Source organism: Micromonospora sp. R311 (assembly GCF_056780015.1).
The window spans coordinates 39734-62531 of sequence record NZ_JBSWCE010000029.1; the positions used below are offsets into that span (position 1 = coordinate 39734).

The following is a 22798-nucleotide window of genomic DNA, read 5'->3' on the forward strand; positions in this document are numbered from 1 at the left end:
GATGACCCTGATCAGTTTCGTCGTGCCGGCCTTCCGGGTGCAGGGTTACCTGCGCGAATGCCTGGACTCCATCCTCGGCCAGCCGGTCACCGACATCGAGGTGATCGGGGTCGACGACTGCTCGCCGGACGACAGCGGCGAGATCCTCGCCGAGTACGCGGCCCGCGACCAGCGGATGCACGCCGTCCGGCTGGCCGGGAACGTGGGGCTCGGTCCGGCCCGCAACATCGGGCTGGACCGGGCCGTCGGCGAGTACGTCTGGTTCGTCGACGGCGACGACTGGCTGGCGCCGGACTGCCTGGTCGAGGTGGCCGAGCGGCTGCGCGCCACCCGGCCGGACGTGCTGCTGGTCGACCACGTACGGAAGCACTGGGACGACCGCGCGACCGGCAGCGCGATGGCCGAGGTGTTCCCGGAGCCACCCGGCGAGCGGACCTTCCGGCTGCGGGACCGGCCGGAGACGCTGCGACTGCTGCACACCGCCTGGAACCGGCTGGTCCGCCGGCGGTACCTGGTCGACCTCGGGCTGCGGTTCGCCCCCGGCTGGTACGAGGACGTCTCGTTCAGCTATCCGGTGCTGATGGCCGCCGAGCGGATCGGCGTGCTGGACCGGGTCTGCGTCAACTACCGGCAGCGGCGGGCCGGCGCGATCACCCGGACCCGGGGTGACCGGCACTTCGAGGTCTTCGAACAGTGGCACCGGGTGTTCCGGCTGATGGACTCCTGGGGGCCGGCGGTCGACGACCTGCGCCCGGCGGTCTTCGAGCGGATGATCTGGCACTACCTGACCGTGCTCGGCAACGGCCAGCGGATCGCCCCCGAGCTGCGCCCGGGCTTCTTCCGCCAGATCACCGCCGACTACGCCCGCTGGGTCCCGCCGGCGGGCTGCCCGGTCCCCACCGGGGTCGAGGGGCTCAAGTACCGGCTGGTGGCGGCCGGGCGCTGGCGGACGTTCAGCGCCTTGCGGACCGCCGGGCAGGCCCGGGACGCCGCCCGGAGCACCGCCCGGGGCACCAAGCGGCGGGTGGTGCCGGCGGCCCGGCGTACCGCCCGGACCGGCCGGGACGTGCTGCTGCGCGAGTACTACCGGGCCGAACTGCGCCGGCCCGTCGACCCGACGCTGGCCGTCTACGCGGCCTACTGGTACCGCGGCTACGCCTGCAACCCGGCCGCCGTCTACGAGGCGGCCCGGCGGCTGGCGCCGCAGGTGCGCGGGGTGTGGATCGTCCGCCGGGACCGGGTGCCCACCCTGCCCGAGGGGGTCGAGTACGTCGTCGCCGGCACCCCGGCGTACTACCGGGTGCTGGCCCGGGCCCGGTGGCTGGTCAACAACGTCAACTTCCCGGACCACGTCCGCAAGCGACCGGGCTCGGTGCACGTGCAGACCCACCACGGCACGCCGGTCAAGGTGATGGGGCTCGACCAGCAGCGCTACCCGCTCGGCGCGGGCGGGATGGACTTCGCCGGGCTGCTGCGCCGGGTGGACCGCTGGGACTACAGCATCAGCGCGAACAGCTTCTCCACCCAGATGTGGGAGCGCGCCTACCCCGCCGGGTACACCACTCTGGAGGTCGGCTACCCGCGCAACGACCGGCTGGTCACCGCCACCGCCGAGGAGGTGCTCCGGGTCCGCGCGGAACTCGGCGTCGACCCCGGCGAGCAGGTCGTGCTCTACGCGCCGACGCACCGGGAACACCTGCCCGGCTACCGGCCGCCGTTCCACCCGGACCGGATCCTCGACGTGCTCGGGCCGTCCGGCCGGCTGCTGATCCGCAGCCACTACTTCCACGACCGGGACCGACGGTTCCGGCGGCCGGTGGACCGCGACCGGGTGCGCGACGTCAGCGACCACCCGCGGGTGGAGGACCTCTACCTCGCGGCCGACGTGCTGGTCACCGACTACTCGTCGGCGATGTTCGACTACGCCGTCCTGGACCGGCCGATCGTCCTCTACGCCCCGGACTGGGACGCGTACCGGCTGGCCCGGGGCGTCTACTTCGACGTGACCGCGGAGCCGCCGGGCGCGGTGGCCCGCACCTTCCCCGACCTGCTCGACCTGTTCCGCTCCGGCGAGTACGGCTCGGACGCGGCCGGCAAGGCCCGGCAGCAGTTCCGGGCCCGGTTCTGTGCGCTGGACGACGGCCACGCCGCCGAGCGGGTGGTCCGCCGGGTCTTCCTCGGCGAGCCGCCGGAGCCCCGTCCGGCCTGCTGAGCCATCGCTCAGCCGGATCGCCGGCGCTCGATACGGCGTAATAGGTCTGTCACTGGCTGAACATGGCACGTTTACCCGATGTGCGGATCGCATGAGTTTCGTCACAGTCATTCGGGGTTCGGCCGACGAGCTGGGGGAGGAGACGGTGACCACCGTCGCGCTCAAGGATGTGACCAAGGTCTTCAACGACGGCACACTCGCCGTCGACAGCGTCAACCTCGACGTGAACGACGGCGAGTTCATGGTGCTGCTCGGCCCGTCCGGCTGCGGCAAGTCCACCGTGCTGCGGATGGTGGCCGGGCTGGAGGATCCGACCTCGGGCGCCATCATGCTCGGCGGCGAGCTGGCCAACGACCTGCCGCCGCGGGAGCGGAAGATCGCCATGGTCTTCCAGGACTTCGCGCTCTACCCCCACATGACGGTCGGCGACAACATCGCCTTCCCGCTGCGGCTGGCCGGCGTCGAACCGGTGCCGCGCGGCGAGCGGGTCAGCGACGTGGCCAGCGCTCTCGGCATCGGCGACGTGCTCGCTCGCAAGCCCAGCCAGCTCTCCGGCGGCCAGCGCCAGCGGGTGGCGATGGGGCGGGCGATCGTCCGCCGGCCGGGGCTGTTCCTGATGGACGAGCCCCTGTCCAACCTGGACAGCGGGCTCCGCGCCGAGCTGCGGGCGGAGATCTCCGGGCTCACCCGCGAGCTGGGCGTCACCACCATCTACGTCACCCACGACCAGGCCGAGGCGCTCACCATGGCCGACCGGGTCGCCATCATGCGCAAGGGCGTCCTGCAGGACGTCGGCACCCCCACCCAGGTGTACGGCCGGCCGGCCACCCTCTACGTGGCCGCGTTCCTCGGCAGCCCGCGGATGAACCTGCTGGAGGCCTCGGTCTACGTCCACCTCGACCGCTACGTCACGCTGACCCTCGGCGAGCAGGCGCTCTACCTGCCCTGGGACGACATCCGCAGCCGGGCCGTGGCGCACTACCACGGTGAGCGGATCGTGGTCGGCATGCGCGCCGAGGCGCTCACCCCGGTCACCCCGGACAGCCCGGGTGACGTGCTGCACGGCCGGATCCGCTACCTGGAGCACCACGGGCACGAGTCGCTGGCGTTCCTCGACATCGGGGCCACCGCGATCGTGGTGGACGAGATGGGCGCCCGGGGAAACGCCTCGGACGCCGGCGGGCAGCGCGGGCTGCGCCGCTTCGGGCAGGTCATGCAGCGCCTCACCGGCCGTGCCGGGGAGGGGGAGGAGGGGGGCGCGGCGGGGAGCGGCACGCGGACCAGCGTGCTCAACGATCCCGGCCGGCACCACCGCCGCCCGGCCGAGCTGGCGGTCCGGCTCGCCCCGTACCCCGCGGTCACCGCCGGTCACCCGCTGTCGGTCGCGGTACGCATGGACGCGCTGCACTTCTTCGACGAGCGCGGCGACCGGATCGACGTGGGGTGGCGCTGATCCACGCGGTGCCCTACGGTCAGCCCACCACAATCCACAGAGCATCGATCCGGAAGGGGTGCGCCCGTGTCGGGTGACCGTCCCAGCCCGCTGGTCATCGAGCGCATCCTGCGCGACCGCCAGGGCATCTGGCAGCAGATCGTGGCCGAGCGCGACCTGAACGCGCTGACCGGCCGGATGCTGGCCAGTTCGGCCGTCGCCCTCGCCTGCTACGGCGCGGTGCTGGGCGCGTTCCACAGCGCGCTGATGGCCCTGACCTCGGCGGTGAAGCTCCCGCTGCTCTTCCTGGTCACGCTGGTCATCTGCCTGCCCACGCTCTACCTGTTCAACCTGGTCTTCGGGGCCCGGCTCTCGGTGCGGCAGTCGCTGGCCCTGGTGATGGTGGCGATCACGGTCACCTCCATGCTCGCCGTGGCGTTCGCGCCGATCAGCCTCTTCTTCCTGATCACCGCCCCCGACTACGGCTTCTTCAAGCTGCTGAACGTGGCGATCCTGACCCTGTCCGCCGTGGTCGGCCTGCGCTTCCTGACCGGCGGCATGCAGGTGCTCAACGAGCACGGCCTGCTCGCCCCGGCCACCGCCGCCCCGGCAACGACCGGCGCCGGACAGGCCGTGCCCGCCCAGGCCGTGCCCGCGCAGGCGGCGCCGGCCACGGTCGACGCGGCGCAGCCGGCCCCGGCGGTCGCCGAACCGGTGCCGGCCGGGGCGGCCGTGAGCGGTGCGGCGGTGGCCGCGAACGGCGGCGCGCCGGCCGGCGCCGGGTCCGGAGCGGCCGCCACCGGCCAGCCCGAGCAGCCCGCTCCCGTCGCGCAGCCGGCATTCGTCGGGCAGCCGGCGCTCGTCACGGTCGGCGGGCAGCCGATGGCCGCGTACCCGCCCGGGCTGCTGCCGCCCGGCTACGCGCAGCGGCCGTGGGCCACCCCGCCGGCGCGGCGCGGCGAGCCGGGCCAGCGCCCGGCCAGCATGACCCTGCTCTACATCTGGATCCTGCTCTTCGGCTTCGTCGGCACCCAGCTGGCCTGGACGCTGCGCCCCTTCTTCGGCGACCCCGGGCAGGGCTTCGCGCTGTTCCGCAGCATCGACGGCAACTTCTACGCCGAGATCCTCCGCACCATCGCCAACCTCTGATCGCCGACCGCGACGCGCCCGTCCCCGCACCGGGGGCGGGCGCGGGTCTTGCCGGCGAAGTTACTGGCTAGTAACGTCCGGGTATGACCATCGACTCGCGCCAGGTCGCGGCCGGCATGCTCGAGGCCGTGCCGTTCGCCCGCACGCTGAATCTCGAGTTCGTCGAGGTGGCCCCCGAGGCGGAGGGCGGGGTGCGGGCGGTCGTCCGGCTGCCCGACTCGCCGGCCACCCACAACCACGTCGGCGGCCCGCACGCCGGGGCGATGTTCACCCTCGGCGAGACCGCCTCCGGCGCGGTGGTGCTGGCCGCGTTCGGGCAGCTGCTCGACCGCGCGGTGCCGCTGGCCGTGCGCGCCGAGATCGCCTACCGGAAGCTGGCCATGGGGCCGGTGCTGGCCACCGCCCGGCTCGGCCGGCCGGCCGCCGAGGTGGTCGCCGAGCTGGCGGCCGGGCAGCGGCCGGAGTTCCCGGTGCAGGTGGAGATCGCCACCGAGGAGGGCAAGCCCACCTCGGCGATGACCGTGATCTGGACGTTGCGGCCGAACTGAACCGCGCGGCGGGGCGGAAACGCGTTTCTCCCGGCGGTGGTCTGGATAGATTCGTACCGTGCTGGGCCTACCTGCTCACGTGACCGCGTGTCTCTTCGACCTCGACGGTGTGCTGACGCAGACCGCCCGGGTGCACAACGCCGCCTGGAAGGCGACCTTCGACGAGTTCCTCCGGCAGCGTGCGACGGTCACCGGCGAGTCCTTCCGGCCCTTCGATCCGGGGCCCGACTACAACCGGTACGTCGACGGGCGGCCCCGCGCCGACGGGGTGCGGGCCTTCCTCGCCTCGCGCGGGGTCGTACTGCCCGACGGGGCGCCGGACGACCCGCCCGAGGCGGAGACGGTCAACGGCGTCGGCAACCGCAAGAACGTCCGGCTCCTGCAGGAGCTACGCACCCACGGTGTCGACGTCTACCCGGGCTCGGTCACGTACCTGAAGGCGGCCGTGGCCGCCGGCCTGCGCCGCGCGGTCGTCACGGCCAGCGCGAACGGCCGGGAGGTGGTCGCCGCCGCCGGCCTGGAGCCGCTGATCGAGGCGCGGGTGGACGGGCTGGTCGCGCGCGCCCAGGGGCTGCGCGGCAAGCCGCACCCGGACACCTTCCTGGCCGGCGCGAAGCTGCTCGGGGTGGACCCGGCGCACGCCGCCGTCTTCGAGGACGCTTTGGCCGGGGTGGCCGCCGGGCGGGCCGGCGGGTTCGGCTTCGTGGTCGGGGTCGACCGGGTGGGACAGGCCGACGAGTTGCGGGCGCACGGCGCGGACATCGTGGTCGGCGACCTCGCCGAACTGCTCGACGAGGGGCGGAGCGCATGATCAGGGAACGGGCCTATCCGGTCGAGCCGTGGCACGTCCGGGAGACCCGGCTGGACATGGACGTGCTGGCCCAGTCGGAGTCGGTCTTCGCGCTCTCCAACGGCCACGTCGGGCTGCGCGGCAACCTCGACGAGGGCGAGCCGCACGGCCTGCCGGGCACCTACCTCAACTCCTTCTACGAGCTGCGACCACTGCCGTACGCCGAGGCCGGGTTCGGCTTCCCCGAGTCGGGTCAGACCATCGTGAACGTGACCAACGGCAAGCTGATCCGGCTGCTGGTCGACGACGAGCCGCTCGACGTCCGCTACGGCGAGCTGCTCGCCCACGAGCGGATCCTCGACATGCGCGCCGGCACCCTGCACCGGGAGCTGCACTGGCGCTCCCCGGCCGGGCGCGAGGTCAAGGTGCGCAGCACCCGGCTGGTCTCGTTCACCCAGCGGGCGGTCGCGGCGATCAACTACGAGGTGGAGGCGGTCGACGGGCCGCTGCGGCTGATCCTCCAGTCGGAGCTGGTGGCGAACGAGACGCTGCCGGCGCAGAGCAAGGACCCGCGGGTGGCGGCGGTGCTCGAGTCGCCGCTGCTCGCCGAGGAGGAGTTGACCACCGACGACGGCGGGCTGCTGATCCACCGGACCAAGGTCTCCGGGCTGCGGGTGGCCGCCGCGATGGACCACGAGGTGCAGAGCTCCACGCGCACCACCATCGAGTCCGAGGGCTACCAGGACTGGGTCCGGACCACCGTCGGGTGCGTGCTCAAGCCGGGTCAGACGCTGCGGGTGGTCAAGTACCTGACGTACGGCTGGTCCAGCCGGCGCTCGCTGCCGGCGCTGCGCGACCAGGTCGGCGCGGCGCTCGCCGGGGCGAAGCTGGACGGCTGGGAGGGGCTGTGCCGGGAGCAGCGGGAGTACCTCGACGAGTTCTGGGACGCCGCCGACGTGGTGGTGGAGGGCGACCCGGAGGTGCAGCAGGCGGTGCGCTTCGGGCTCTTCCACGTGCTACAGGCGGGCGCCCGGGCGGAGCGCCGGCCGATCGCGGCGAAGGGGCTTACCGGCCCGGGGTATGACGGGCACGCCTTCTGGGACACCGAGATGTTCGTCCTGCCGGTGCTCACCTACACCCACCCTCCCGCGGTCCGGAACGCGCTGCACTGGCGGCACCGCACCCTGTCCAGCGCACACGAGCGGGCCCGGACGTTGAACCTGCACGGCGCCGCGTTCCCCTGGCGGACCATCGAGGGTCCGGAGTCGTCGGGCTACTGGCCGGCGGGCACCGCGGCGTTCCACATCGCGGCCGACGTCGCCGACGCGCTGCGGCGCTACGTGCTGGTCACCGGGGACGTCGAGCTGGAACGGGAGATCGGGTTGGAGCTGCTGGTGGAGACCGCCCGGCTGTGGCGCTCGCTCGGCCACCACGACCGGCACGGCCGGTTCCACATCGACGGGGTGACCGGCCCGGACGAGTACACCGCGGTGAAGAACGACAACATCTACACCAACCTGATGGCGCAGCGGAACCTGCTCACCGCCGCCGAGGCGGTGATGCGCCACCGGGACGAGGCGTTCCACCTCGGGGTGACCGACGAGGAGGCGGCCGCCTGGCGGGACGCGGCGATGGACATGCACATCCCGTACGACGAGGAACTCGACGTCCACCAACAGGTGGACGGCTTCACCCGGTTGCAGGAGTGGGATTTCGAGCACACCCCGCCGGAGAAGTACCCGCTGCTGCTGCACTACCCGTACTTCGACCTGTACCGCAAGCAGGTGATCAAGCAGGCCGACCTGGTGCTGGCCATGCACTGGCGGGGCGACGCGTTCACCCCGGAGGAGAAGCTGCGCAACTTCCTCTACTACGAGCGCCGTACCGTCCGGGACTCTTCGCTGTCGGCCTCCACCCAGGCGGTGCTGGCGGTCGAGGTCGGCCACCCCGAACTGGCGCACAGCTACCTGCGCGAGGCCGCGCTGATGGACCTGCACGACCTGAACGAGAACACCCGGGACGGCGTGCACATGGCATCGCTGGCCGGCGCGTGGATCGCGCTGGTCGCCGGCTTCGGCGGGCTGCGCGACCACGACGGCACGCTGTCCTTCTCGCCCCGGCTCTCCAGCCGGCTCAGCCGCTTGGAGTTCTCCTTGCAGTGGCGGAACCTGCGGTTGCGGGTCGACGTGGGGCCGCACCAGGTGACCTACGCGCTGCGGCACGGCGACCCGGACGACGTGCTGGAGCTGCGCCACCACGGTGAGAAGGTGCGGGTCACCTGTGACGAGCCGGTGACCCTGCCGGTGCCGCCGCTGGAGGTCTCCGGTCCGGCGCCGGAACAGGCCCAGGGCCGGACGCCGCTGCTGCGGCTGCCGGAGAACGAGCCGTAGGCTCCGGCGTCCGTGCCGGCCCGTGCCGCCGGCCCGCGACGCACGCGGGCCGGCGGCGACCGGTCAGAGCGGCTTGCCCTGGGAGGGCCGACCCCCGGCGTCGCGCGGGGCCATCGCCCGCGGATCGTCGGCGACCCGCGCCTGGGCGGCCTCGTCCGCCCAGTCCCGGCTGCGTTCCTCGTCCTGTTCCCGCCGGTCCCGCTCGGCGCTCTGCGGTCGGGACCCTCGCTGCTGCTGCGCCATGGCGATCCTCGCGATCCGTCGGGGCGCCCTCGCGCCGGTACGGTCTGCGGTCGCCCGTCGGCTACCCGACCACCCCGCCGGCAAACGCCGGAGTGCGGCGGGCACCGCCGGGTAAGCCCGCTGGCGCAGCCGGCGGACCGGCCGGCGGGGTGGAGGTCGAGATGGACGTGCGCAGCAGCGAGGTGACGATCCCGGCGGGGGAGGTCGAGCTCACCGCCGATCTGCTCATTCCGGCGGAACCCACCGGGGTGGTGCTCTTCGCACATGGCAGTGGCAGTTCCCGGCACAGCCCCCGCAATGTCGCGGTGGCGCACGTGCTCAACCGGCAGGCACTCGGCACCGTGCTGGTCGACCTGCTCACCGCGACCGAGGACCAACTGGACGCCCGCACCGCCGAGCTGCGGTTCGACATCGACATGCTCGCCGGCCGGCTGGCGGCCATCGTCGACTGGCTGGCCGTCGAGCGACCCTTCGGGCCGGTGCCGATCGGCCTCTTCGGCGCCAGCACCGGGGCCGCCGCTGCCCTGGTCGCCGCGGCGGCCCGACCCGACCTGGTGGGCGCGGTGGTCTCCCGGGGCGGCCGGCCCGACCTGGCCGGGCCGGCCCTGGGCCAGGTACGCGCTCCGACGCTGTTGCTGGTCGGCGGCCTCGACGAGCAGGTGATCACGCTGAACGAGCAGGCCCAGGCGGCACTCCCGGACACCGCGGAGCTGAGGGTCGTCCCCGGCGCCACCCATCTCTTCGAGGAGCCCGGCACGATGGAGCAGGTGGCCGACTCCGCGGCCAACTGGTTCACCACCCATCTCGGCCACCCGATCCCGTCCTGACCTCGGCCGGCGCGGGGCGGCGGTCAGCCCGTGGCCGGGCGGGCGTCGCGGTGCTCCTGGACCGTCTCCACGATCCGCCAGACCACGGCCGTGATCGGCACCGCGACGAAGGCGCCGGCGATCCCGGCGACCAGCGTGCCGGCGGTGACCGCGACCAGGATCACCGCCGGATGCAGGCGGACCTGCCGCTTCATGATCAGGGGCTCCAAAAGGTTGCCCTCCATCTGCTGCACGGCGATGACGGCGGCCAGGGTGAGCAGCGCGGTGACCGGCCCCTTGGCCGCGAGCGCCACCAGCACCGCCACCGTGCCGGCCACGGTGGCCCCGATGATCGGCACGAACCCGCCGATGAAGGTGATCAGCGCGAGCGGCAGGGCGAGCGGCACGCGGAGCACCACCAGGGCTAGCCCGATGCCGATCGCGTCGATCGCCGCGATCATCATCGTCCCCCGGCTGTACGCGCCCAGCGTGCGCCAGCCGACCCGGCCGGCCTCGGCGGTCACCGCCCGGTTCGGTCCGGTCGTCCGGGTCAGCACCCAGTGCCACATCGACCGGCCGTCCTTGAGCAGGAAGAAGAGGAGCACCAGCGCGAGCAGCGCGGAGCCGAGCACCTCGCCGACGGTCCGCGCGCCGGCCACCGGGTCCACCGAACCCTGGCTCAGTGCCTGGCGGGCCTGCCCGATGAGCCGGTCGAGCTGCTGGTCGTTGACCGGGAGGGTGGAGGTGACGAAGTCCCGGGTGCGTTGCAGGCCGCGCTGGAGCTCCTCGCTCAGCTCACTGAACTGGCTGGCGGTCAGGTTCCACACCAGCACGCCGACCCCGACCAGGATGCCGAGCAGCAGCAGCACGGTGAGCAGGGCGGCCAGCGCGGGCGGCAGGCGGAGCCGGCGCAGCCGGAGCAGCACCGGGTCGAGCAGCGCGGTCAGGAACACGGTCGCGGCCAGCGCGATGGCCAGCGGCGCTAGCAGTACCGCGATCCGGCCGAGCAGGTAGAGCCCGGCGGCGACGACCACCAGGCAGGCGCTCCAGACCACCGCCGAGCGGACCAGCCACGGCAGCGCCGCCCAGGCCTGCCGGGGGCTGGCGTCCCGGCCCGTCGTCTCCTCGGGCGTACGCCCGGCACCGTCGTCACTCACGTCGGCCCTCCTCGATCTCCGGCGTGGTCGGTACCCGGCCGGCGTCCGTCCGACACCCGTGCCCACGCTAGGCCGCCCGGCGGTGGCCGGCGCGCCGTTCCGCGCCCTGGTCCGGGGGGCGCGGGTCGGTCACCGCGCTCGGGTCCGTCCCGGGCGTGTGGCCGCTGCTGCTGCGGCTGACCGGTCTGCGACGTCGCCCGACGGTCCGGTGGTGGATCGGCTGCGACATCAGCTCCAGGGCGCCCGCGGAGGTCCGGCCCCGCCGGCGGCGTTTGTGCCCAGGCCACGGGGAAGGCAGAAGGTTCGACCCCGACCGGAGGAGATTCCCCGATGAGCGACTTCACGGACAAGGCCAAGGACCTCGCCGACAAGCACGACAAGCAGGTCGACCAGGGGATGGAGAAGGGCGGCGAGATGGCCGACCAGCGCACCGGCGGCAAGTACGACGAACAGATCGACAAGGGCGTCGACCAGGCCCAGGCGCGTACCGGCGAGGGTGACCAGGTCCGCTGACAGCCCGACCGGTCCCGGGTCGCCTCGTGGTCGGCGGCCCGGGACCGTCCTTTCCCGAGCGCGGCGGTGCCGGCGCGGTCAGCTCTGCCGGTCGCGCAGCTCGGCCATCGAGGTGGGCCGGCTGCTGAGCGCGTCGCGCATCCGGTCGACCAGGCCGGCACCGGGGTTGAGCAGCTTGTTGGCCGGCGGGTGGTCCGGGGCGGCCGGGTGCGGCCGGGTCGGCCCGGCCTTCTTGGCCGCCGTCACCTTGCCGGCCAACTCCACCAGTTCCTCCTTGGCCACGGCGGCGCGCAGCCGGGGGAACAGGTCGCCCTCCTCGTCCCGTATGTGGTGGCGGATCGTGCCCGTCAGGTGGGCGAGGAGCTCGTCGAAGCGGGGGTCGGAGGGATCCACCGACTCGAGTTCCTTCATGGTCCGTTCGGCGTCGGAGTGCTCGGCGATCTCGTGCTCGGCGAGCTGGTCGCCGTCCGGCAGCGCCCTGCGCGCGGCCGGGTAGACGTACATCTCCTCGGCGACGGCGTGCCGGACCAGCTCGGCGATCACCACGTCGGCCAGCTGCCGGCGGTGCTCGGGGGTGCCCTGCCGGCTCTCCAGCTCGACGAAGAGCGTCTCGACCTCGCGGTGGTCGGCGGTCAGTACGTCGACGACGTCCTGACCGGTGGTCTGTGCCTCGGTCATGGTTGGCCCCTTACCGGTTGCGGAAACGGTCGGTTGACCGGGCTGGTACCCGCGGGCGGACGGGTGAATCCACCACGAGGCACCGCGCGATTCACCCGCTCCGGCGCGGGTAACCGCCGCCATGACCGACAACCGCCCGACGGGCGACTCGGTCCGGTCTCCGCTGGACGCGGTCGGGGAGCGGGGCGGCCGGGTGGTGACCGGGGCCTGGGAGCGCGGCGCGCGGGCGGGCCGGCTGCGGCTGCGGCAGCTGGAGGTCACCGTGATGATCGCCCTCCAGGCGGGGCTGGCCGCCGCGCTGGCCGCGCTGCTCGCGCAGAAGCTGCTCGGCGCCGGCCCGCACGTCTTCGCCCCGGCCGCCGCCGTCGGCACCATCGCCTCCGCGATCGGGCAGCGCGCCCAGCGGACGTTCGAGCTGCTGGTCGGGGTGGCGCTCGGCATCATCGTGGGCGACGTGCTGCTGTACTGGCTCGGGTTCGGCCCGTGGCAGACCGGCCTGGTGGTCACGCTGGCGATCGCGGCGGCGCTGCTGGTCGCCGGCCGCAGCGGCTCCCTGGTCGGTCAGGCGGGCGGTACCGCCGTGCTGATCGCCACGCTCTCCCCGTCCGAGCGCAACCTGGAGGTGCCCCGGATCCTCGACGCGCTGATCGGCAGCGTGGTCGGCCTGCTGGTGGTGGCCCTGCTGCTGCCGGTCAACCCGCTGCGGGTGCTGGACCGGGCCGCCGCGCCGATCTTCACGCAGATCACCGAGCAGCTGCACGAGGTGGCCCGGGGCCTCGCCCGGCGGGACCCGGACCGGATCGTGCGGGCCCTGGACCAGATGCGCGGCCTGGACGCCGACATCGGGCGGCTGAACGAGTCGCTCAGCGGTGCCGAGGAGGTGGTCACGGTGGCGCCGGCCCGGTGGCACCGGCGGCAGGACTTCCACCGCTACGCCCGCAGCGCCCAGCATCTGGAGCGGATGGTGCTCGACAGTCGGGCGATGGCCCGCCGGTCGGCCACGCTGCTCCAGTACGGCGAACACGCGCCGGTCGAGCTGGCGGACGCGGTGTCCCGGTTCGCGAACGCGATCCGCGAACTGCGGCGGGAGTGCCAGCGCGGCGAATCGCCCGAGCGCAGCCGGCAACTGGTGCTGGAGGCGGCCGAACTGGCCGGCCGGGCCTGGGCCGAGGGGGTCGGCAACTTCGGCGACACCGTGGTGACCGACCTGCGTACCGCCGCGAGCGACCTGCTCCGGTCGATCGGGTGCGAGCCGGACGAGGCCAATCGGCTGGTCCGGCAGGCCGCCGGCGCCGGCGAGTTCGCCCGGCGGCCACTCGCCCGGGGCCGGCTGGAACGCCGGGTGCGGCCGAAGTCGTCCGGCCGTGCCCGGCGAACGCGCCGGCACGGCCGACGCGGACGGGCCGGCCTCCCCGCCAGGGGGAGACCGGCCCGCTGATCCGTCCAGGTCAGGACGAGTAGCCGCGCTCGGCGATCCAGTTGGCGACCTTCTCCAGGGTCATCCAGTACTCGGCCAGCGGGCTGGCCGGGTCGGCGACCCGGATCAGGTCACCGCCGTCGCGGTAGCCCACCAGGGTCAGGTAGTGGCCACCCTCGTACGAGTGCGGGTTGCCCTCGGTGTCCACCGCGGTGCCCTTGACGTTGGCCACCACCGGCCGGCCGGCGTCCAGCGCGTCCAGCACGTCGACACGCAGCCGGTCGACCTCCTCCGGCTTGGCGACCGAACCGGGGATCTCGGTGGTCTTGTACCGGCCGCCGGTCAGCTCGTTGAGCACCCGGGTGGTGTCCAGCGCCGAGTCGGTGCCGGCCTCGGTGGTGCCCAGCCGCTTCGCGACCTCGTCCTGGGACAGCGCCTTGCCCTGGGCGGACAGTGCGATCCGGGTCGCGGCGGGGCCACAGTAGTAGAAGTTGGGCTGCGCCTGGTACTCGATGCCGACGGTGCGCTCGGCGCGCTTGTCGGCGCGACCGCCCTTGTCGGCGCGGCCGCCCTTGTCGCTGTGCGGCGAGGCGACCGGGGTGGTCTCGGCCGGCGCGGCCTGGGCGGCCATCGCGGGGCCCGCGACGCACCCGCCGGCCACCAGCAGCCCGGCGACGGACAGACCGCTCTTCTTCAGGATCGGGTTCATGGGTCGGGCTCCAATCGGGGGGTTGTCGGCTCCGGGAAACCGGCGCCGCGTGCACCGGGAAAGGCGCTCGGCTCAAGGGATCCGGGCAGGCCCGGGCCGGTCGGCCACGGGCGTACCGGGGGGTGTAACGGCCCTGCTCCGACCGGCATTCCGCTCGGTCGGTGGGCGCCCCGGCAGTACGACCAGGTGCAACAGCGGCAGCAGCGGCAGGATTCCGGGGTGCCGGGAAGCCGTCGGTGAACCCCCCAAACGGGCACGCTCCGGTCAACGGGCGCGACCGGGACGCGGAAGCGCGGTAGGGGACGTCGGACTCGCCGGTCAGGCGGTGATCCGGGTCGGGCGGTGCGACCCGGTCAGAGCGCGCCCAGCACCCGGGTCACCGAGATCTCGATGACCACCCGCTCCGGATTCGCCCGCGGCGTCCGGTAGCGCTCGGCGTACCGGCGTTCGGCCTCGGTGACGGCGTCGGGTTCCGACCGGACCACCGCCCGCCCCTCCACGGTCAGCCAGCGGCGTCCGTCCACCTGGCAGACGGCCACCGGCGCCCCCTCGGAGCCGGCGGCGGCGACCTGACGGGCCTTGTGCGAGCCACCGCTGGTGATCACCCGGGCCAGACCCGCCTCCGGGTCGACGGTGACCCCGACGGGTACCACGTGCGGGGTGCCGTCCGCGCGCAGGGTGGTCAGCGTGGCCAGGTGTCGCTCCCGGCAGAACGCGACGACCCGCTCGTCCCGAAGGTCCAACCGATGCGCCGGCATGCCCGTCCCCTGTCTCGCGGTGCGGCACCGATCATGACATGCGGCGCCGGGCGCGGCTCAGGAGACGGGGCGACGGACCCGGCCGGGACCGGGCGGGGTGCCGGGCTGGCCGGGCAGCGGCCGGGTCGCCGCCCGGCGCTTGGCGGCCAGCCGGGTGAGGTAGATCAACGCGCCGGCCAGCACGCCCATGTCGTCGAGGTAGATCGGGTCGGGGAGCAGGTCCACCGGGAAGATGGCGTAGACCAGCGCGCCGTAGAAGGCGACCTTGCCGCCCCCGCCGAGATCGCCGAGCAGCCGCCGGGCCCGGACCACCCGGACGGCCAGCCACACGGCGCCGATGAGCATGGCGACCACCAGGACGCCGACGACCACCGCGATGAGCCACGCCTCACGGGACATACCCTCACGCTAGCCCGGCCCGCCCACCCCCGCACCGGTCGGGGAGCGAACCGCGCCGGGTTCAGTACGCGGCCGCCGCCGCCCGACCCCGGGCGACCGGGGGCAGCTCCCGGGTCTGCTCGATCGCGGACGTGCGCGGGCCCTCGGTCAGCGGCAGCAGCGACGGGGCCTCCTCCGGACGGCGGTCGGTCGCGGCGAACGCCTCCTCCCGCAGGCTGCGCGCGGCGGCTACGGCCAGCTCGGCGGCCCGCCAGGCGGCCTGCTCCCGTTCCCGGGCCGCCTCCTGCCGGGCGAGCAGGTTGTCCCGGATCGCCCGGCGCAGCACCAGTTCCTGCTCGACCGGGTGCCGCCGCGGGTCCCAGCCGTTGCGGTGGGCGAAGACATCGCTGAGCTGATCCACCGACAGCTCCCGCCGCCAGTACGCGTCCAGCGCGGCGCGGTGCAGGAAGCGCTCGCGGTCGGCGTACTCGGCGGGGGTGCGGGCGGTGCGGGGCAGCGGCAGGGCCGCGGCCGCCGCCAGCCGTCGGACGTCCGCCTCGGCGGCCTCGTACGCCTGCCAGGCCTGCTCGACCTCCTCCTGCGCGGCCAGCCACTCGGCCCGGCGGCGCTGGGCGGTGGCGGTCGCCCGCTCGGCCGCCACCGCGACCTCCGCCGCGTAGCGGGCCCGCTCGCGCTCCTCTTCGGCCAGTTCGAGCTGGATCGGCATCGCCGCCTGCCGGATGCGGGCGCCGGCGTCGGAGCGGAGGCGACCCGGTCGCAGCAGCAGGCCGGTGACGATGACGGCCACCACGCCGAGCAGGCTCAACCAGATCGCGGCGGCCCGGGGGACGTCGGGTAGGACGGCGGAGAGCACGGTTCGCATCAGCAGCACCTCACGGCGGCAGGGAGGGATCGACGGTCACGGGGCCCGGTCGTGCGGGTGCGGGCGGTGGGGCGGCATCGGCGGGGGCCGGTGCGCCGGGGCGCGTCGCGCACCTCAGCCCGTCGGCCGGGCGGGCACCAACGCGGCGACGGGGCTGACGGTCAGGCCGTGGGCGGACCGCGCCGCGCCGGCTCGCCACGGCCGGGACCGGCCACCGGCCCGTCGGGCCGGGCGGTGCCCGCCGCGTCGGCGATCACCGGGGTGGCACGCTCGGCGGCCCCCGGCTGCGTGGTGGTGGTGGCGTCGATGGTCGGTGCCGCCGCGGTCGGCGCGGCCTCGGGACGCAGCTCGTCGACCCGGCTCGTCACGGCGACCGGCCGGAGCTGCGCGGCGGTGCTGGCCGGCTCGGTGGCGGTCGCGGCGGTCACGCCGCCGAGGCCGACGACGAGCACCAGCGCCGTCGCCGCCAGGCGGGTCATCGCCCGTAGCGCGCGCAGCGTGACCGACCACAACGGGTGGGCGGACGCTACGGACGGCACGTCACCAACCTATCGTCCGATTCCGGTGATCGCAGCACGGCGACGGGGACGGTGACCGACGCCACGGGTGCGGTGTGGACGGTCGCCGCCCATCCGGCGGAACGACGACGGCCCGCCCGGTGGTCGCCCGCCGGATGGGCCGTCGTCGGTGTGGCGCCGGTCAGCGATCGGTGCCGAGCACCGGCGGCGCGGCGTCCGCGCCGTCCTGCCAGACCATGTCGTCCTCGGTGAGCCAGGTCAGTCGGTCGTCCGAGGTGTCGTCGTCGTGCTGCCCGCGGCCGCCCAGCACGCCGGCCCGGTTGGCCGCCCGGCCCTGTCGGGCGGTGGCGGCGTTCCGGGCCGCGCTGTCGGCGCCCCGCCCGCCCATGCTGCGCCCGACCCCGCTGGCCGACCTGGTCTCGGCGGCCGCCGTGCCGCCGGTGGGCCGGACCGAGGTGGTCGGGGTGCCGCCGCTCGAGCCGGCCAGCGCGGCGGTGCCGATCAGCCCGGCGCCCGCCCCACCGATGAGCAGGCCCGGCCCGGTGCCGGCCGAGGCCGCCGCCGTGCCGCCGCCGAGGCCGACGGCCGGCCCGCCACCGAGCGGCGAACCGCTGGTCAGCGGGTTGGCCCCGGCGAGCGAGGTGCCGAGATCGGTGCCGGTCGTGCCGTCGATGGTGCCCGGGGCGCCGCCGGTGGAGGCGCCGCCACCGGATCCGCCGCCCGGGCCGGGCGCGGGCCGGTCGGGACCCGCCACGGTGTTGCCACCGGTCTGCGGGCTGAGGCCGGTGCTGGTCGGTGCGGCCGTCGGCGTGCTCGCGCCGGGACCGCCGCGCGGCGTCGAGGAGTCACCGCTGACGGTGTCCGGGGTCTCCGGCGGAGGCGGCGGCGGCGGGACCAGCCGGCCGTACGCCGAGAGGTCGTAGCCGGCGGCCAGCTCGGCCACCACGTTGACCATGCGCTGGTGCGCCTTCTCCTGCTCGGCCTTGTCCTGCTGGTGGCCGAGCAGCCCGCCGACGATCACGCCCGGCACGCCGAAGACCGCGCCCTTCATCGCACCGGAGGCGGCCTTGTCGTGGTCGTCGGTCTCCTCCGGGCTCTCCGCCTGCTGGTGTGCGGTGCGCAGTTGGTCGGCCATCAGGGTCAGCGCGCGGCTGAGGTCGGCCATGCCCTCGCCGAGGGTGTCCGAGTAGCTGACGATGAACTTCAGCCGGCGCTGGAACTCCTGCCCGGCCTCGCCCGTCCAGGTGTTGGCGAGCTTGTCGAGATCGCCGCCGAGCTCCTTGCCGAGGTTGTCGAGGATGCCCTTGAGCGAGGTCCACTGGGCGGCCAGGTCGTCGATCTGGCCCGGCTTGCCGGCCATCACGCCGTTGTAGAGCTCCTCGTGGCTGACGCTCTGGTAGCGCGCGGTGTACTCAGACACGCGGGGCCTCCTGCCGCTTCAGCGCGTCGTCGACGCCGGTCAGCGCGGCGGCGATGTCGGCGGCGTTGGCCGCGTTGCGCGCCTCGGCCGTCCGGTAGTTGGCCAGGATGGTGGCGGTGGCGCTCTGCGCCGCCTCGACGGCCCGACGCAACCGGCCGACCTGCTCCACATAGGACAGGTGGATGTCGGAGTACCTGCGGGCGTTGCTGGTGGCGTCGGTGAAGGTGCCCAGCGCCGGGGGCCGGCACTGCATCTCGGTGTTGAGCTTCTTCAGCACCGTTTCCGCCTGGGTCAGCCGGCCGGCCAACCGCTGGTGGAAGTCCTCCAGGGACATCAGGTCGACTGTCGTGCGCCCGGTCATGGCAGCATCCCCGTACGTCTGGTCGATAACCGTTGCCGATGCTCAGGTTAGTCGACGGCCGCGAGCCGGGCGACCCGCTGTTCGCGCCGTGGACCGGCCTACCCGCCGGCGGCCGGTGACCCGGACGCCGCCGGCCCGGCCGGCACCGCCGCGGCGGGCTCGAAAATGGACAGTGCGTCCCCCCGCTCCAGGGTGGGCCCGGTGGGGATCAGCGCCAGCAGCGACGAGGGCACCGCCAGCGGGGTGACACCCCCGTAGCCCAGGGCGGTCATCGCGTCGCCCGACCGGGTGCCCAGCGGGTAGCGGACGCCCTGGGCGCTGATCAGGTAGACCGTCGAGCCGGGTGCGGCCGTACCGCTCTCCCCGGCGCCCGTCGTCGCCTGGACCAGCACGCCCTTGCCGCCGGCGAGCAGCACGGCGTCGGCCGTACGCACCGTGTCGCGGGCGCTCTGCCGGACCGGCAGCGGCCCGGCCGCGCTCGCCGCCGCGGTCAGCTCGGCCGGGGCCCGGTCGAAGACCTCCAGCGTGGTGGTGGGCGGCCCACCGCCCGCCCCCGCCCGGTAGGTCGCGCAGAGCACCGTCTGACCCGGGCGGACCGGGTACAGGGCGGGCAGCGTCTGCGGCATCCCGTTCTCCTCCACCCGCTGCTCGCTGAGGAGCCGGCCGGCCTGGTCCGGGGTGATGTCGGTGACCGTGCCGCCGTCGCGCAGCAGCAACAGCGCGCTGAGCTCGCCGATCGAGGCCAGGCCGTCGCGGGTGAGCACGTAGTGCCGGCCGGCGGCCCGGAAGACCTGCCCGATCCGGGCCGGAGCGTCGCCGACGGCGACGTCGCTGCTCTCGTCCTCGCCGTCGATGGCCGGCTCCCGCAGCGCGGGACCCGCCGGGACCGCGTTGAGCAGCTGGTGGCCGACGGTGAGCGTGGGCGCGCCGGCCATCCGCAGCGCGGCGATCGCCGGGTCGCCCCCCACCACCTGGAGCCGGAGGTCGTTGGTGAGCAGGTGTCGCTGGTCGTCGACCGACACCAGGACCGCGCGGTCGCCCAGCGGCACGCCGCCGGCGAGCGGCCGGTCGATCACCACCCGGGTGCTGGACCGGCGGGGGCCGGCCGGATCGGGGACGTCGCAGACCGACCAGGGCAGACCGGTCAGCGACTTGCGGTCGGGCAGCGCGTCCGGGGCGCCGACGATGCCGACGGTACGTCCGCGCGACCGGTCCCGGATCGACGCCTGGGACATCGTCCGGACCGGCGGGTCCGCCTCGTTGAGGATCAGCCGGGCCGAGGCGTAGTTGAGCGTCGGGTGCAGTTGCCCGTCGTCGAGGTAGACGTACGTCGCGCCGGTCTCCCGCTCGATCACCAGGGTGTTCGGCTCCAGCGGCGCGGTGTTGCCGGTGAGCTGCCCGTACGCGCCGGCGCCGCCGAGCACCACCGCCGCGGCGATCACGCTGCCGAAGACCGCCATGCCGAGCCGCCGCATGGGCAGGTTGCTGGTCTCGGGGTCGCCCGACAGCAACGCCGAGACGATCCGGCGGGTGACGAAGCGGTACGCCTGCACCTGATCGCGGCGGGTCCGCATGACTTACCTCCGGCGGGGTGGGTCCGCGACGATCAGGTCCGAGTCGTGTCGCGGGCTTCCCTACGATAAGGGGCCGTCGACGGGTCACCGGGACCAGCGCCCGCGCCCCGGTCGCGACGGGATGCCCCACCGTCCAGAAGGGACTGCCACCGATGACGCAGGTTCAGGCGCCACCCGGCCGTACGGCCACGGACCCGTCCGGCGTCGCGGAGCGGCCGGTCACCCCGGCCGACCGGCGCGAACGCGGACGGATCGGCCCGGTCGTCGTCGGGCAGCTCGTGCTGGTGGAACTCTGCGCGCTGGCCGTCTGGGCGGCGCTGGGCGGGCCCGGCTGGCTGGCCGGCACGGTGGCCGCCGTGGCCGTGCTGGTCGTGGTCGCCGCCTTCGCCCGCCGGGGCGGCCGCTGGTGGTACGAGGACCTGTTGCTGCGGCGCCGGCTGCGGCGCCGCCGGGAGCAGGCCCGCAGCACGGTGGCGGCGGACGGCGGCGCCGACCCGCGGCTGGCCGTGCTCGCTCCCGAATTGAGTGTGATCGAACTCACGGACCGCGGCACCCGGCTCGGCATCGGGCAGGACGGGCAGGGTTGGTTCGCGGCGGTGGCGGTGCAGGGCCGCCCCGGCGCGCCCGCCGGTTCGGCGGAGGCGTCGGTGGTGGACCGGGCGCTGCGGGTGCTCGCCGACTTCACCGGGCCGGTCAGTCTCGCCCAGGTGGTGTCGCACACCCTGGTCTGGTACCCGGCGCCGGGCGCCCCGCCGGCGGCCCACCGCACGGTCTGGGTGGCGCTGCGGCTCTCCGTGCCGGACGCCCGGGTGGAGACGGTCAGCCGGGGCGGCGGGATGCCCGGTGTGCACCGCACCCTGGCGGCCGGCATCGGCCGGCTCGGCAAGGCGCTGACCGCCGCCGGGCTGGCCCACCGCGCGCTCGGTCGCGACGAACTGCGGGCGGCGGTGGTCTCGGCCGCCGGGCTGGACCTCGCCCCGGCGCCGCCCGCCGAGACCTGGACCGGGTTGCGTGGCGGTGGCTGGACGCAGCGCTGCCTCGCCCTGCGGGCCCGGGCCGGCACCCCGTTCGGTGCGCTGGTGGACGCGGTGACCGCGACCTCCGCGCCGTCGCACACGCTGGCCGCCGCGGTGCTGCCGGGCGGGCGCACCGTGCCGCTGCTCCGCGTCGCGGCGCTGGACGACCACGTCGAGGCGCTGGTCAAGGTGGTGCGGGACGTCGCCCGCCGGTGCGGCGCGCCGGGTCGCCCGGTGGACGGCCAGCACGGCCCCGGCGTCTACGCCACCGCCCCGGTCGCCCGCACCGTCACCACCGCTCCGGCCACCCGCTGACCCCACTCCGGACGATTTCCGGTGGGTGCGCCGGATCGGGTCAGGGGCGGAGGTTGACGATCCAGCCGTAGAGGCCGAGCACCCAGACGGCCAGCGGGACCAGCGCGATGATCAGCATGATCTCGACGATGTCCAGCAGCCGGCCCCAGACCGGCGAGATCCGCTTGCCGGCCACGGTCAGCCCGTAGATCAGGCTTACCACGGCCGCCAGCAGCAGCCCGCCGAGGACCAGCCCGAGGCGGACCGCCAGCGAGCCGCCGGCGAACGCGGCGGCGGCGGCCAGGCCGAGCCCGGCGGTGCCGGTGACCAGCACCGGGACGCGCTGGGCGCGGCCGAGGAACGGCCGGGCCCGGAGCAGCGACAGCAGCGCCAGCACGAGGCAGAGCAGCACCGCCGACAGCCGGCCGTCGAGGGCGAGCACCACCTGGGCGCCGAGCACCAGCAGCGACACCGTCCACAACAGACCGGTCAGGAACGCGTCGGCCCGCTCGCTGAGCTGGAGCACCCGGCGGCCGTCCACCGACTCGGCATCGGTCTTCAGGTCGTCCGGGCCGGTGGGAATGGACGGGACGGGCAGCCGGGCCAGCCGATAGGCGAACATCGGCAGCGCCGGCACCGCGCCGAACGCGACCGCGGCGACCACCGCCGCGGCGGCCGGCGCGCCGATGCCGAAGGCGAGGCAGAGCAGCGCCCCGAAGCCGACCGCGGCGCCGACCCCGACCGCGCCGAAGAAGAGCGGCAGCCGGTCGCCGACCGCCAGCACCGCCACCGCGGCGCAGACCACCACCGCGGTGGCGGCCAGCAGCACGTGCGGAGCGGCCAGTTCGGACAGTCGCCGGTCGCCGGCGAGCAGCAGCAGGCCGCCGACGGCCGCGTGACCGAGGCCCACCACCCCCAGCACCGCGCCGGTGCCGCTGTCGCCCGCCGCCCGGGACAGCACCGCGGCGGTGACCAGCAGCGCCACCGCGACCAGCAGCGCGGCCAGCGCGCCGGGCAGTTGCGGCGGCCCGACGAAGAGCGCGGCCAGCGCGCCCGCCCCGAGCGCCGCCGCGGCGAACAGCACCGCGAACGACCGCGTGGTGCCGACCTGCCAGGCGCCCGGGCGCTGGTTGGTGGCGGTGGCCACCGCGTCCACCACGTCGTCGAAGACGATCTCCGGCGCGGCGGCGGCGCGCGGGTTGAAGTAGAGCACCTCGCCGTCGCGGATGCCGAGCTGCGCGGGGGTGCGGCCGCCGTCGAGCGGCTGCCCGCCGAGCCGGGCCAGGCTCCACCCGCCGTGCCGCACGCCCTCGTCGGCCAGGTCCTCGCCGCCGTAGCGCAGCAGCGTGGGCAGCAGGTCGGCCAACGGCACGTCGGAGGGGAGCGCGAGGTCCATCCGGGTGCGGGGGGCCACGATGGTGATCCGGCTCAGGCCACCGGTCGCCGTCTTCGTCGCCACAGTGGCCTCCTCGCGCTCTTCTACGATGACCCCGGCCGGCACGTCGCCCCGTGGGTCCCTGACGCCCACGGGAGATTACCTACGATGGCGGGC

The 22798-nt window shown here is 74.7% G+C and carries 22 protein-coding genes; 10 read left to right on the forward strand and 12 right to left on the reverse strand.

Annotated elements, in window-relative coordinates; all coding sequences use genetic code 11:
- Nucleotide 1 precedes the first annotated feature (1 nt).
- From AC1WTP_RS23700 to AC1WTP_RS23725, 6 genes are all read left to right on the forward strand, one after another.
- Nucleotides 2-2212: a bifunctional glycosyltransferase/CDP-glycerol:glycerophosphate glycerophosphotransferase gene (locus AC1WTP_RS23700; RefSeq protein WP_481651467.1), complete on the forward strand. Its 2211-nt coding sequence runs from the start codon at nucleotides 2-4 to the stop codon at nucleotides 2210-2212.
- Between the two features lie 145 nt (nucleotides 2213-2357).
- Complete coding sequence (locus AC1WTP_RS23705; protein ID WP_481651532.1) at nucleotides 2358-3665, forward strand: ABC transporter ATP-binding protein; 1308 nt, start codon at nucleotides 2358-2360, stop codon at nucleotides 3663-3665.
- A gap of 66 nt (nucleotides 3666-3731) precedes the next feature.
- Nucleotides 3732-4793: a hypothetical protein gene (locus tag AC1WTP_RS23710; protein ID WP_481651468.1), complete on the forward strand. Its 1062-nt coding sequence runs from the start codon at nucleotides 3732-3734 to the stop codon at nucleotides 4791-4793.
- Between the two features lie 83 nt (nucleotides 4794-4876).
- A complete protein-coding gene (locus AC1WTP_RS23715) occupies nucleotides 4877-5341 on the forward strand; it encodes a DUF4442 domain-containing protein (RefSeq protein WP_481651469.1) in 465 nt (154 codons plus the stop codon).
- A 58-nt stretch (nucleotides 5342-5399) separates the two neighbouring features.
- A complete protein-coding gene (locus AC1WTP_RS23720; protein WP_481651470.1) occupies nucleotides 5400-6152 on the forward strand; it encodes a beta-phosphoglucomutase family hydrolase in 753 nt (250 codons plus the stop codon).
- On the forward strand, nucleotides 6149-8521 hold the full coding sequence (locus AC1WTP_RS23725; RefSeq protein WP_481651471.1) for a glycoside hydrolase family 65 protein: 2373 nt from the start codon (nucleotides 6149-6151) through the stop codon (nucleotides 8519-8521). Before AC1WTP_RS23720 ends, AC1WTP_RS23725 begins: the two co-directional genes overlap by 4 nt.
- A 63-nt stretch (nucleotides 8522-8584) precedes the next feature.
- Here AC1WTP_RS23725 and AC1WTP_RS23730 read toward each other — a convergent pair whose 3' ends face one another.
- Nucleotides 8585-8764, reverse strand: a complete 180-nt coding sequence (locus AC1WTP_RS23730) for a hypothetical protein (RefSeq protein ID WP_481651472.1) — start codon at nucleotides 8762-8764, stop codon at nucleotides 8585-8587.
- Nucleotides 8765-8925: 161 nt separating this feature from the next.
- On the opposite strand from AC1WTP_RS23730, the gene AC1WTP_RS23735 reads away from it, so the two are divergent.
- Complete coding sequence (locus tag AC1WTP_RS23735; RefSeq protein ID WP_481651473.1) at nucleotides 8926-9591, forward strand: dienelactone hydrolase family protein; 666 nt, start codon at nucleotides 8926-8928, stop codon at nucleotides 9589-9591.
- Between the two features lie 23 nt (nucleotides 9592-9614).
- On the opposite strand, the gene AC1WTP_RS23740 is transcribed toward AC1WTP_RS23735, so the two are convergent.
- Nucleotides 9615-10727, reverse strand: coding sequence for an AI-2E family transporter (locus AC1WTP_RS23740; RefSeq protein ID WP_481651474.1), 1113 nt, complete (start codon nucleotides 10725-10727; stop codon nucleotides 9615-9617).
- A gap of 330 nt (nucleotides 10728-11057) precedes the next feature.
- Between AC1WTP_RS23740 and AC1WTP_RS23745 the strand changes: the two genes are divergently transcribed.
- On the forward strand, nucleotides 11058-11240 hold the full coding sequence (locus tag AC1WTP_RS23745; RefSeq protein WP_481651475.1) for an antitoxin: 183 nt from the start codon (nucleotides 11058-11060) through the stop codon (nucleotides 11238-11240).
- A 78-nt stretch (nucleotides 11241-11318) separates the two neighbouring features.
- Here AC1WTP_RS23745 and AC1WTP_RS23750 read toward each other — a convergent pair whose 3' ends face one another.
- Entirely contained in the window at nucleotides 11319-11918 is a 600-nt protein-coding gene (locus AC1WTP_RS23750; RefSeq protein ID WP_481651476.1) for a hemerythrin domain-containing protein, read from the reverse strand.
- A 121-nt stretch (nucleotides 11919-12039) separates the two neighbouring features.
- Here AC1WTP_RS23750 and AC1WTP_RS23755 point away from each other — a divergent pair, with 121 nt between their 5' ends.
- Entirely contained in the window at nucleotides 12040-13356 is a 1317-nt protein-coding gene (locus AC1WTP_RS23755; RefSeq protein WP_481651477.1) for an FUSC family protein, read from the forward strand.
- A gap of 10 nt (nucleotides 13357-13366) precedes the next feature.
- On the opposite strand, the gene AC1WTP_RS23760 is transcribed toward AC1WTP_RS23755, so the two are convergent.
- The 8 genes from AC1WTP_RS23760 to eccB all read right to left on the reverse strand — a co-directional run bounded on the left by AC1WTP_RS23760 (nucleotide 13367) and on the right by eccB (nucleotide 19936).
- Nucleotides 13367-14044, reverse strand: coding sequence for a C39 family peptidase (locus AC1WTP_RS23760; RefSeq protein ID WP_481651478.1), 678 nt, complete (start codon nucleotides 14042-14044; stop codon nucleotides 13367-13369).
- Between the two features lie 353 nt (nucleotides 14045-14397).
- Complete coding sequence (locus tag AC1WTP_RS23765) at nucleotides 14398-14802, reverse strand: pyridoxamine 5'-phosphate oxidase family protein (protein WP_481651479.1); 405 nt, start codon at nucleotides 14800-14802, stop codon at nucleotides 14398-14400.
- Nucleotides 14803-14859: 57 nt separating this feature from the next.
- Nucleotides 14860-15201: a YkvA family protein gene (locus AC1WTP_RS23770; RefSeq protein WP_481651480.1), complete on the reverse strand. Its 342-nt coding sequence runs from the start codon at nucleotides 15199-15201 to the stop codon at nucleotides 14860-14862.
- A gap of 61 nt (nucleotides 15202-15262) precedes the next feature.
- Nucleotides 15263-16063, reverse strand: coding sequence for a hypothetical protein (locus AC1WTP_RS23775; RefSeq protein ID WP_481651481.1), 801 nt, complete (start codon nucleotides 16061-16063; stop codon nucleotides 15263-15265).
- A 161-nt stretch (nucleotides 16064-16224) separates the two neighbouring features.
- On the reverse strand, nucleotides 16225-16602 hold the full coding sequence (locus AC1WTP_RS23780) for a hypothetical protein (protein ID WP_481651482.1): 378 nt from the start codon (nucleotides 16600-16602) through the stop codon (nucleotides 16225-16227).
- A gap of 160 nt (nucleotides 16603-16762) precedes the next feature.
- A complete protein-coding gene (locus tag AC1WTP_RS23785; protein WP_481651483.1) occupies nucleotides 16763-18001 on the reverse strand; it encodes a WXG100 family type VII secretion target in 1239 nt (412 codons plus the stop codon).
- Nucleotides 17994-18362 carry a hypothetical protein gene (locus AC1WTP_RS23790; RefSeq protein WP_481651484.1) on the reverse strand — a complete coding sequence of 123 codons (369 nt, stop codon included), beginning with the start codon at nucleotides 18360-18362 and terminating at the stop codon, nucleotides 17994-17996. The genes AC1WTP_RS23785 and AC1WTP_RS23790 overlap by 8 nt, the downstream gene beginning before the upstream one ends.
- A 98-nt stretch (nucleotides 18363-18460) precedes the next feature.
- Nucleotides 18461-19936: a type VII secretion protein EccB gene (eccB, locus tag AC1WTP_RS23795; protein WP_481651485.1), complete on the reverse strand. Its 1476-nt coding sequence runs from the start codon at nucleotides 19934-19936 to the stop codon at nucleotides 18461-18463.
- Nucleotides 19937-20088: 152 nt separating this feature from the next.
- Here eccB and AC1WTP_RS23800 point away from each other — a divergent pair, with 152 nt between their 5' ends.
- Nucleotides 20089-21267 (forward strand): type VII secretion protein EccE, encoded by a 1179-nt coding sequence (locus AC1WTP_RS23800; RefSeq protein ID WP_481651486.1) that lies wholly within the window; start codon nucleotides 20089-20091, stop codon nucleotides 21265-21267.
- A gap of 40 nt (nucleotides 21268-21307) precedes the next feature.
- On the opposite strand, the gene eccD is transcribed toward AC1WTP_RS23800, so the two are convergent.
- Entirely contained in the window at nucleotides 21308-22705 is a 1398-nt protein-coding gene (eccD, locus tag AC1WTP_RS23805) for a type VII secretion integral membrane protein EccD (RefSeq protein WP_481651487.1), read from the reverse strand.
- Between the last annotated feature and the right edge of the window lie 93 nt (nucleotides 22706-22798).

What these genes read in the sequence shown, in the direction of transcription:
- AC1WTP_RS23700 (WP_481651467.1), top strand. Translation starts at nt 2, where the DNA reads ATGACCCTGATCAGTTTCGTCGTGCCGGCCTTCCGGGTGCAGGGTTAC.
- AC1WTP_RS23715 (WP_481651469.1), top strand. Translation starts at nt 4,877, where the DNA reads ATGACCATCGACTCGCGCCAGGTCGCGGCCGGCATGCTCGAGGCCGTG.
- AC1WTP_RS23725 (WP_481651471.1), top strand. Translation starts at nt 6,149, where the DNA reads ATGATCAGGGAACGGGCCTATCCGGTCGAGCCGTGGCACGTCCGGGAG.
- AC1WTP_RS23730 (WP_481651472.1), bottom strand. Translation starts at nt 8,764, where the DNA reads ATGGCGCAGCAGCAGCGAGGGTCCCGACCGCAGAGCGCCGAGCGGGAC.
- AC1WTP_RS23735 (WP_481651473.1), top strand. Translation starts at nt 8,926, where the DNA reads ATGGACGTGCGCAGCAGCGAGGTGACGATCCCGGCGGGGGAGGTCGAG.
- AC1WTP_RS23745 (WP_481651475.1), top strand. Translation starts at nt 11,058, where the DNA reads ATGAGCGACTTCACGGACAAGGCCAAGGACCTCGCCGACAAGCACGAC.
- AC1WTP_RS23750 (WP_481651476.1), bottom strand. Translation starts at nt 11,918, where the DNA reads ATGACCGAGGCACAGACCACCGGTCAGGACGTCGTCGACGTACTGACC.
- AC1WTP_RS23755 (WP_481651477.1), top strand. Translation starts at nt 12,040, where the DNA reads ATGACCGACAACCGCCCGACGGGCGACTCGGTCCGGTCTCCGCTGGAC.
- AC1WTP_RS23760 (WP_481651478.1), bottom strand. Translation starts at nt 14,044, where the DNA reads ATGAACCCGATCCTGAAGAAGAGCGGTCTGTCCGTCGCCGGGCTGCTG.
- AC1WTP_RS23765 (WP_481651479.1), bottom strand. Translation starts at nt 14,802, where the DNA reads ATGCCGGCGCATCGGTTGGACCTTCGGGACGAGCGGGTCGTCGCGTTC.
- AC1WTP_RS23770 (WP_481651480.1), bottom strand. Translation starts at nt 15,201, where the DNA reads ATGTCCCGTGAGGCGTGGCTCATCGCGGTGGTCGTCGGCGTCCTGGTG.
- AC1WTP_RS23775 (WP_481651481.1), bottom strand. Translation starts at nt 16,063, where the DNA reads ATGCGAACCGTGCTCTCCGCCGTCCTACCCGACGTCCCCCGGGCCGCC.
- AC1WTP_RS23790 (WP_481651484.1), bottom strand. Translation starts at nt 18,362, where the DNA reads ATGACCGGGCGCACGACAGTCGACCTGATGTCCCTGGAGGACTTCCAC.
- eccB (WP_481651485.1), bottom strand. Translation starts at nt 19,936, where the DNA reads ATGCGGACCCGCCGCGATCAGGTGCAGGCGTACCGCTTCGTCACCCGC.
- AC1WTP_RS23800 (WP_481651486.1), top strand. Translation starts at nt 20,089, where the DNA reads ATGACGCAGGTTCAGGCGCCACCCGGCCGTACGGCCACGGACCCGTCC.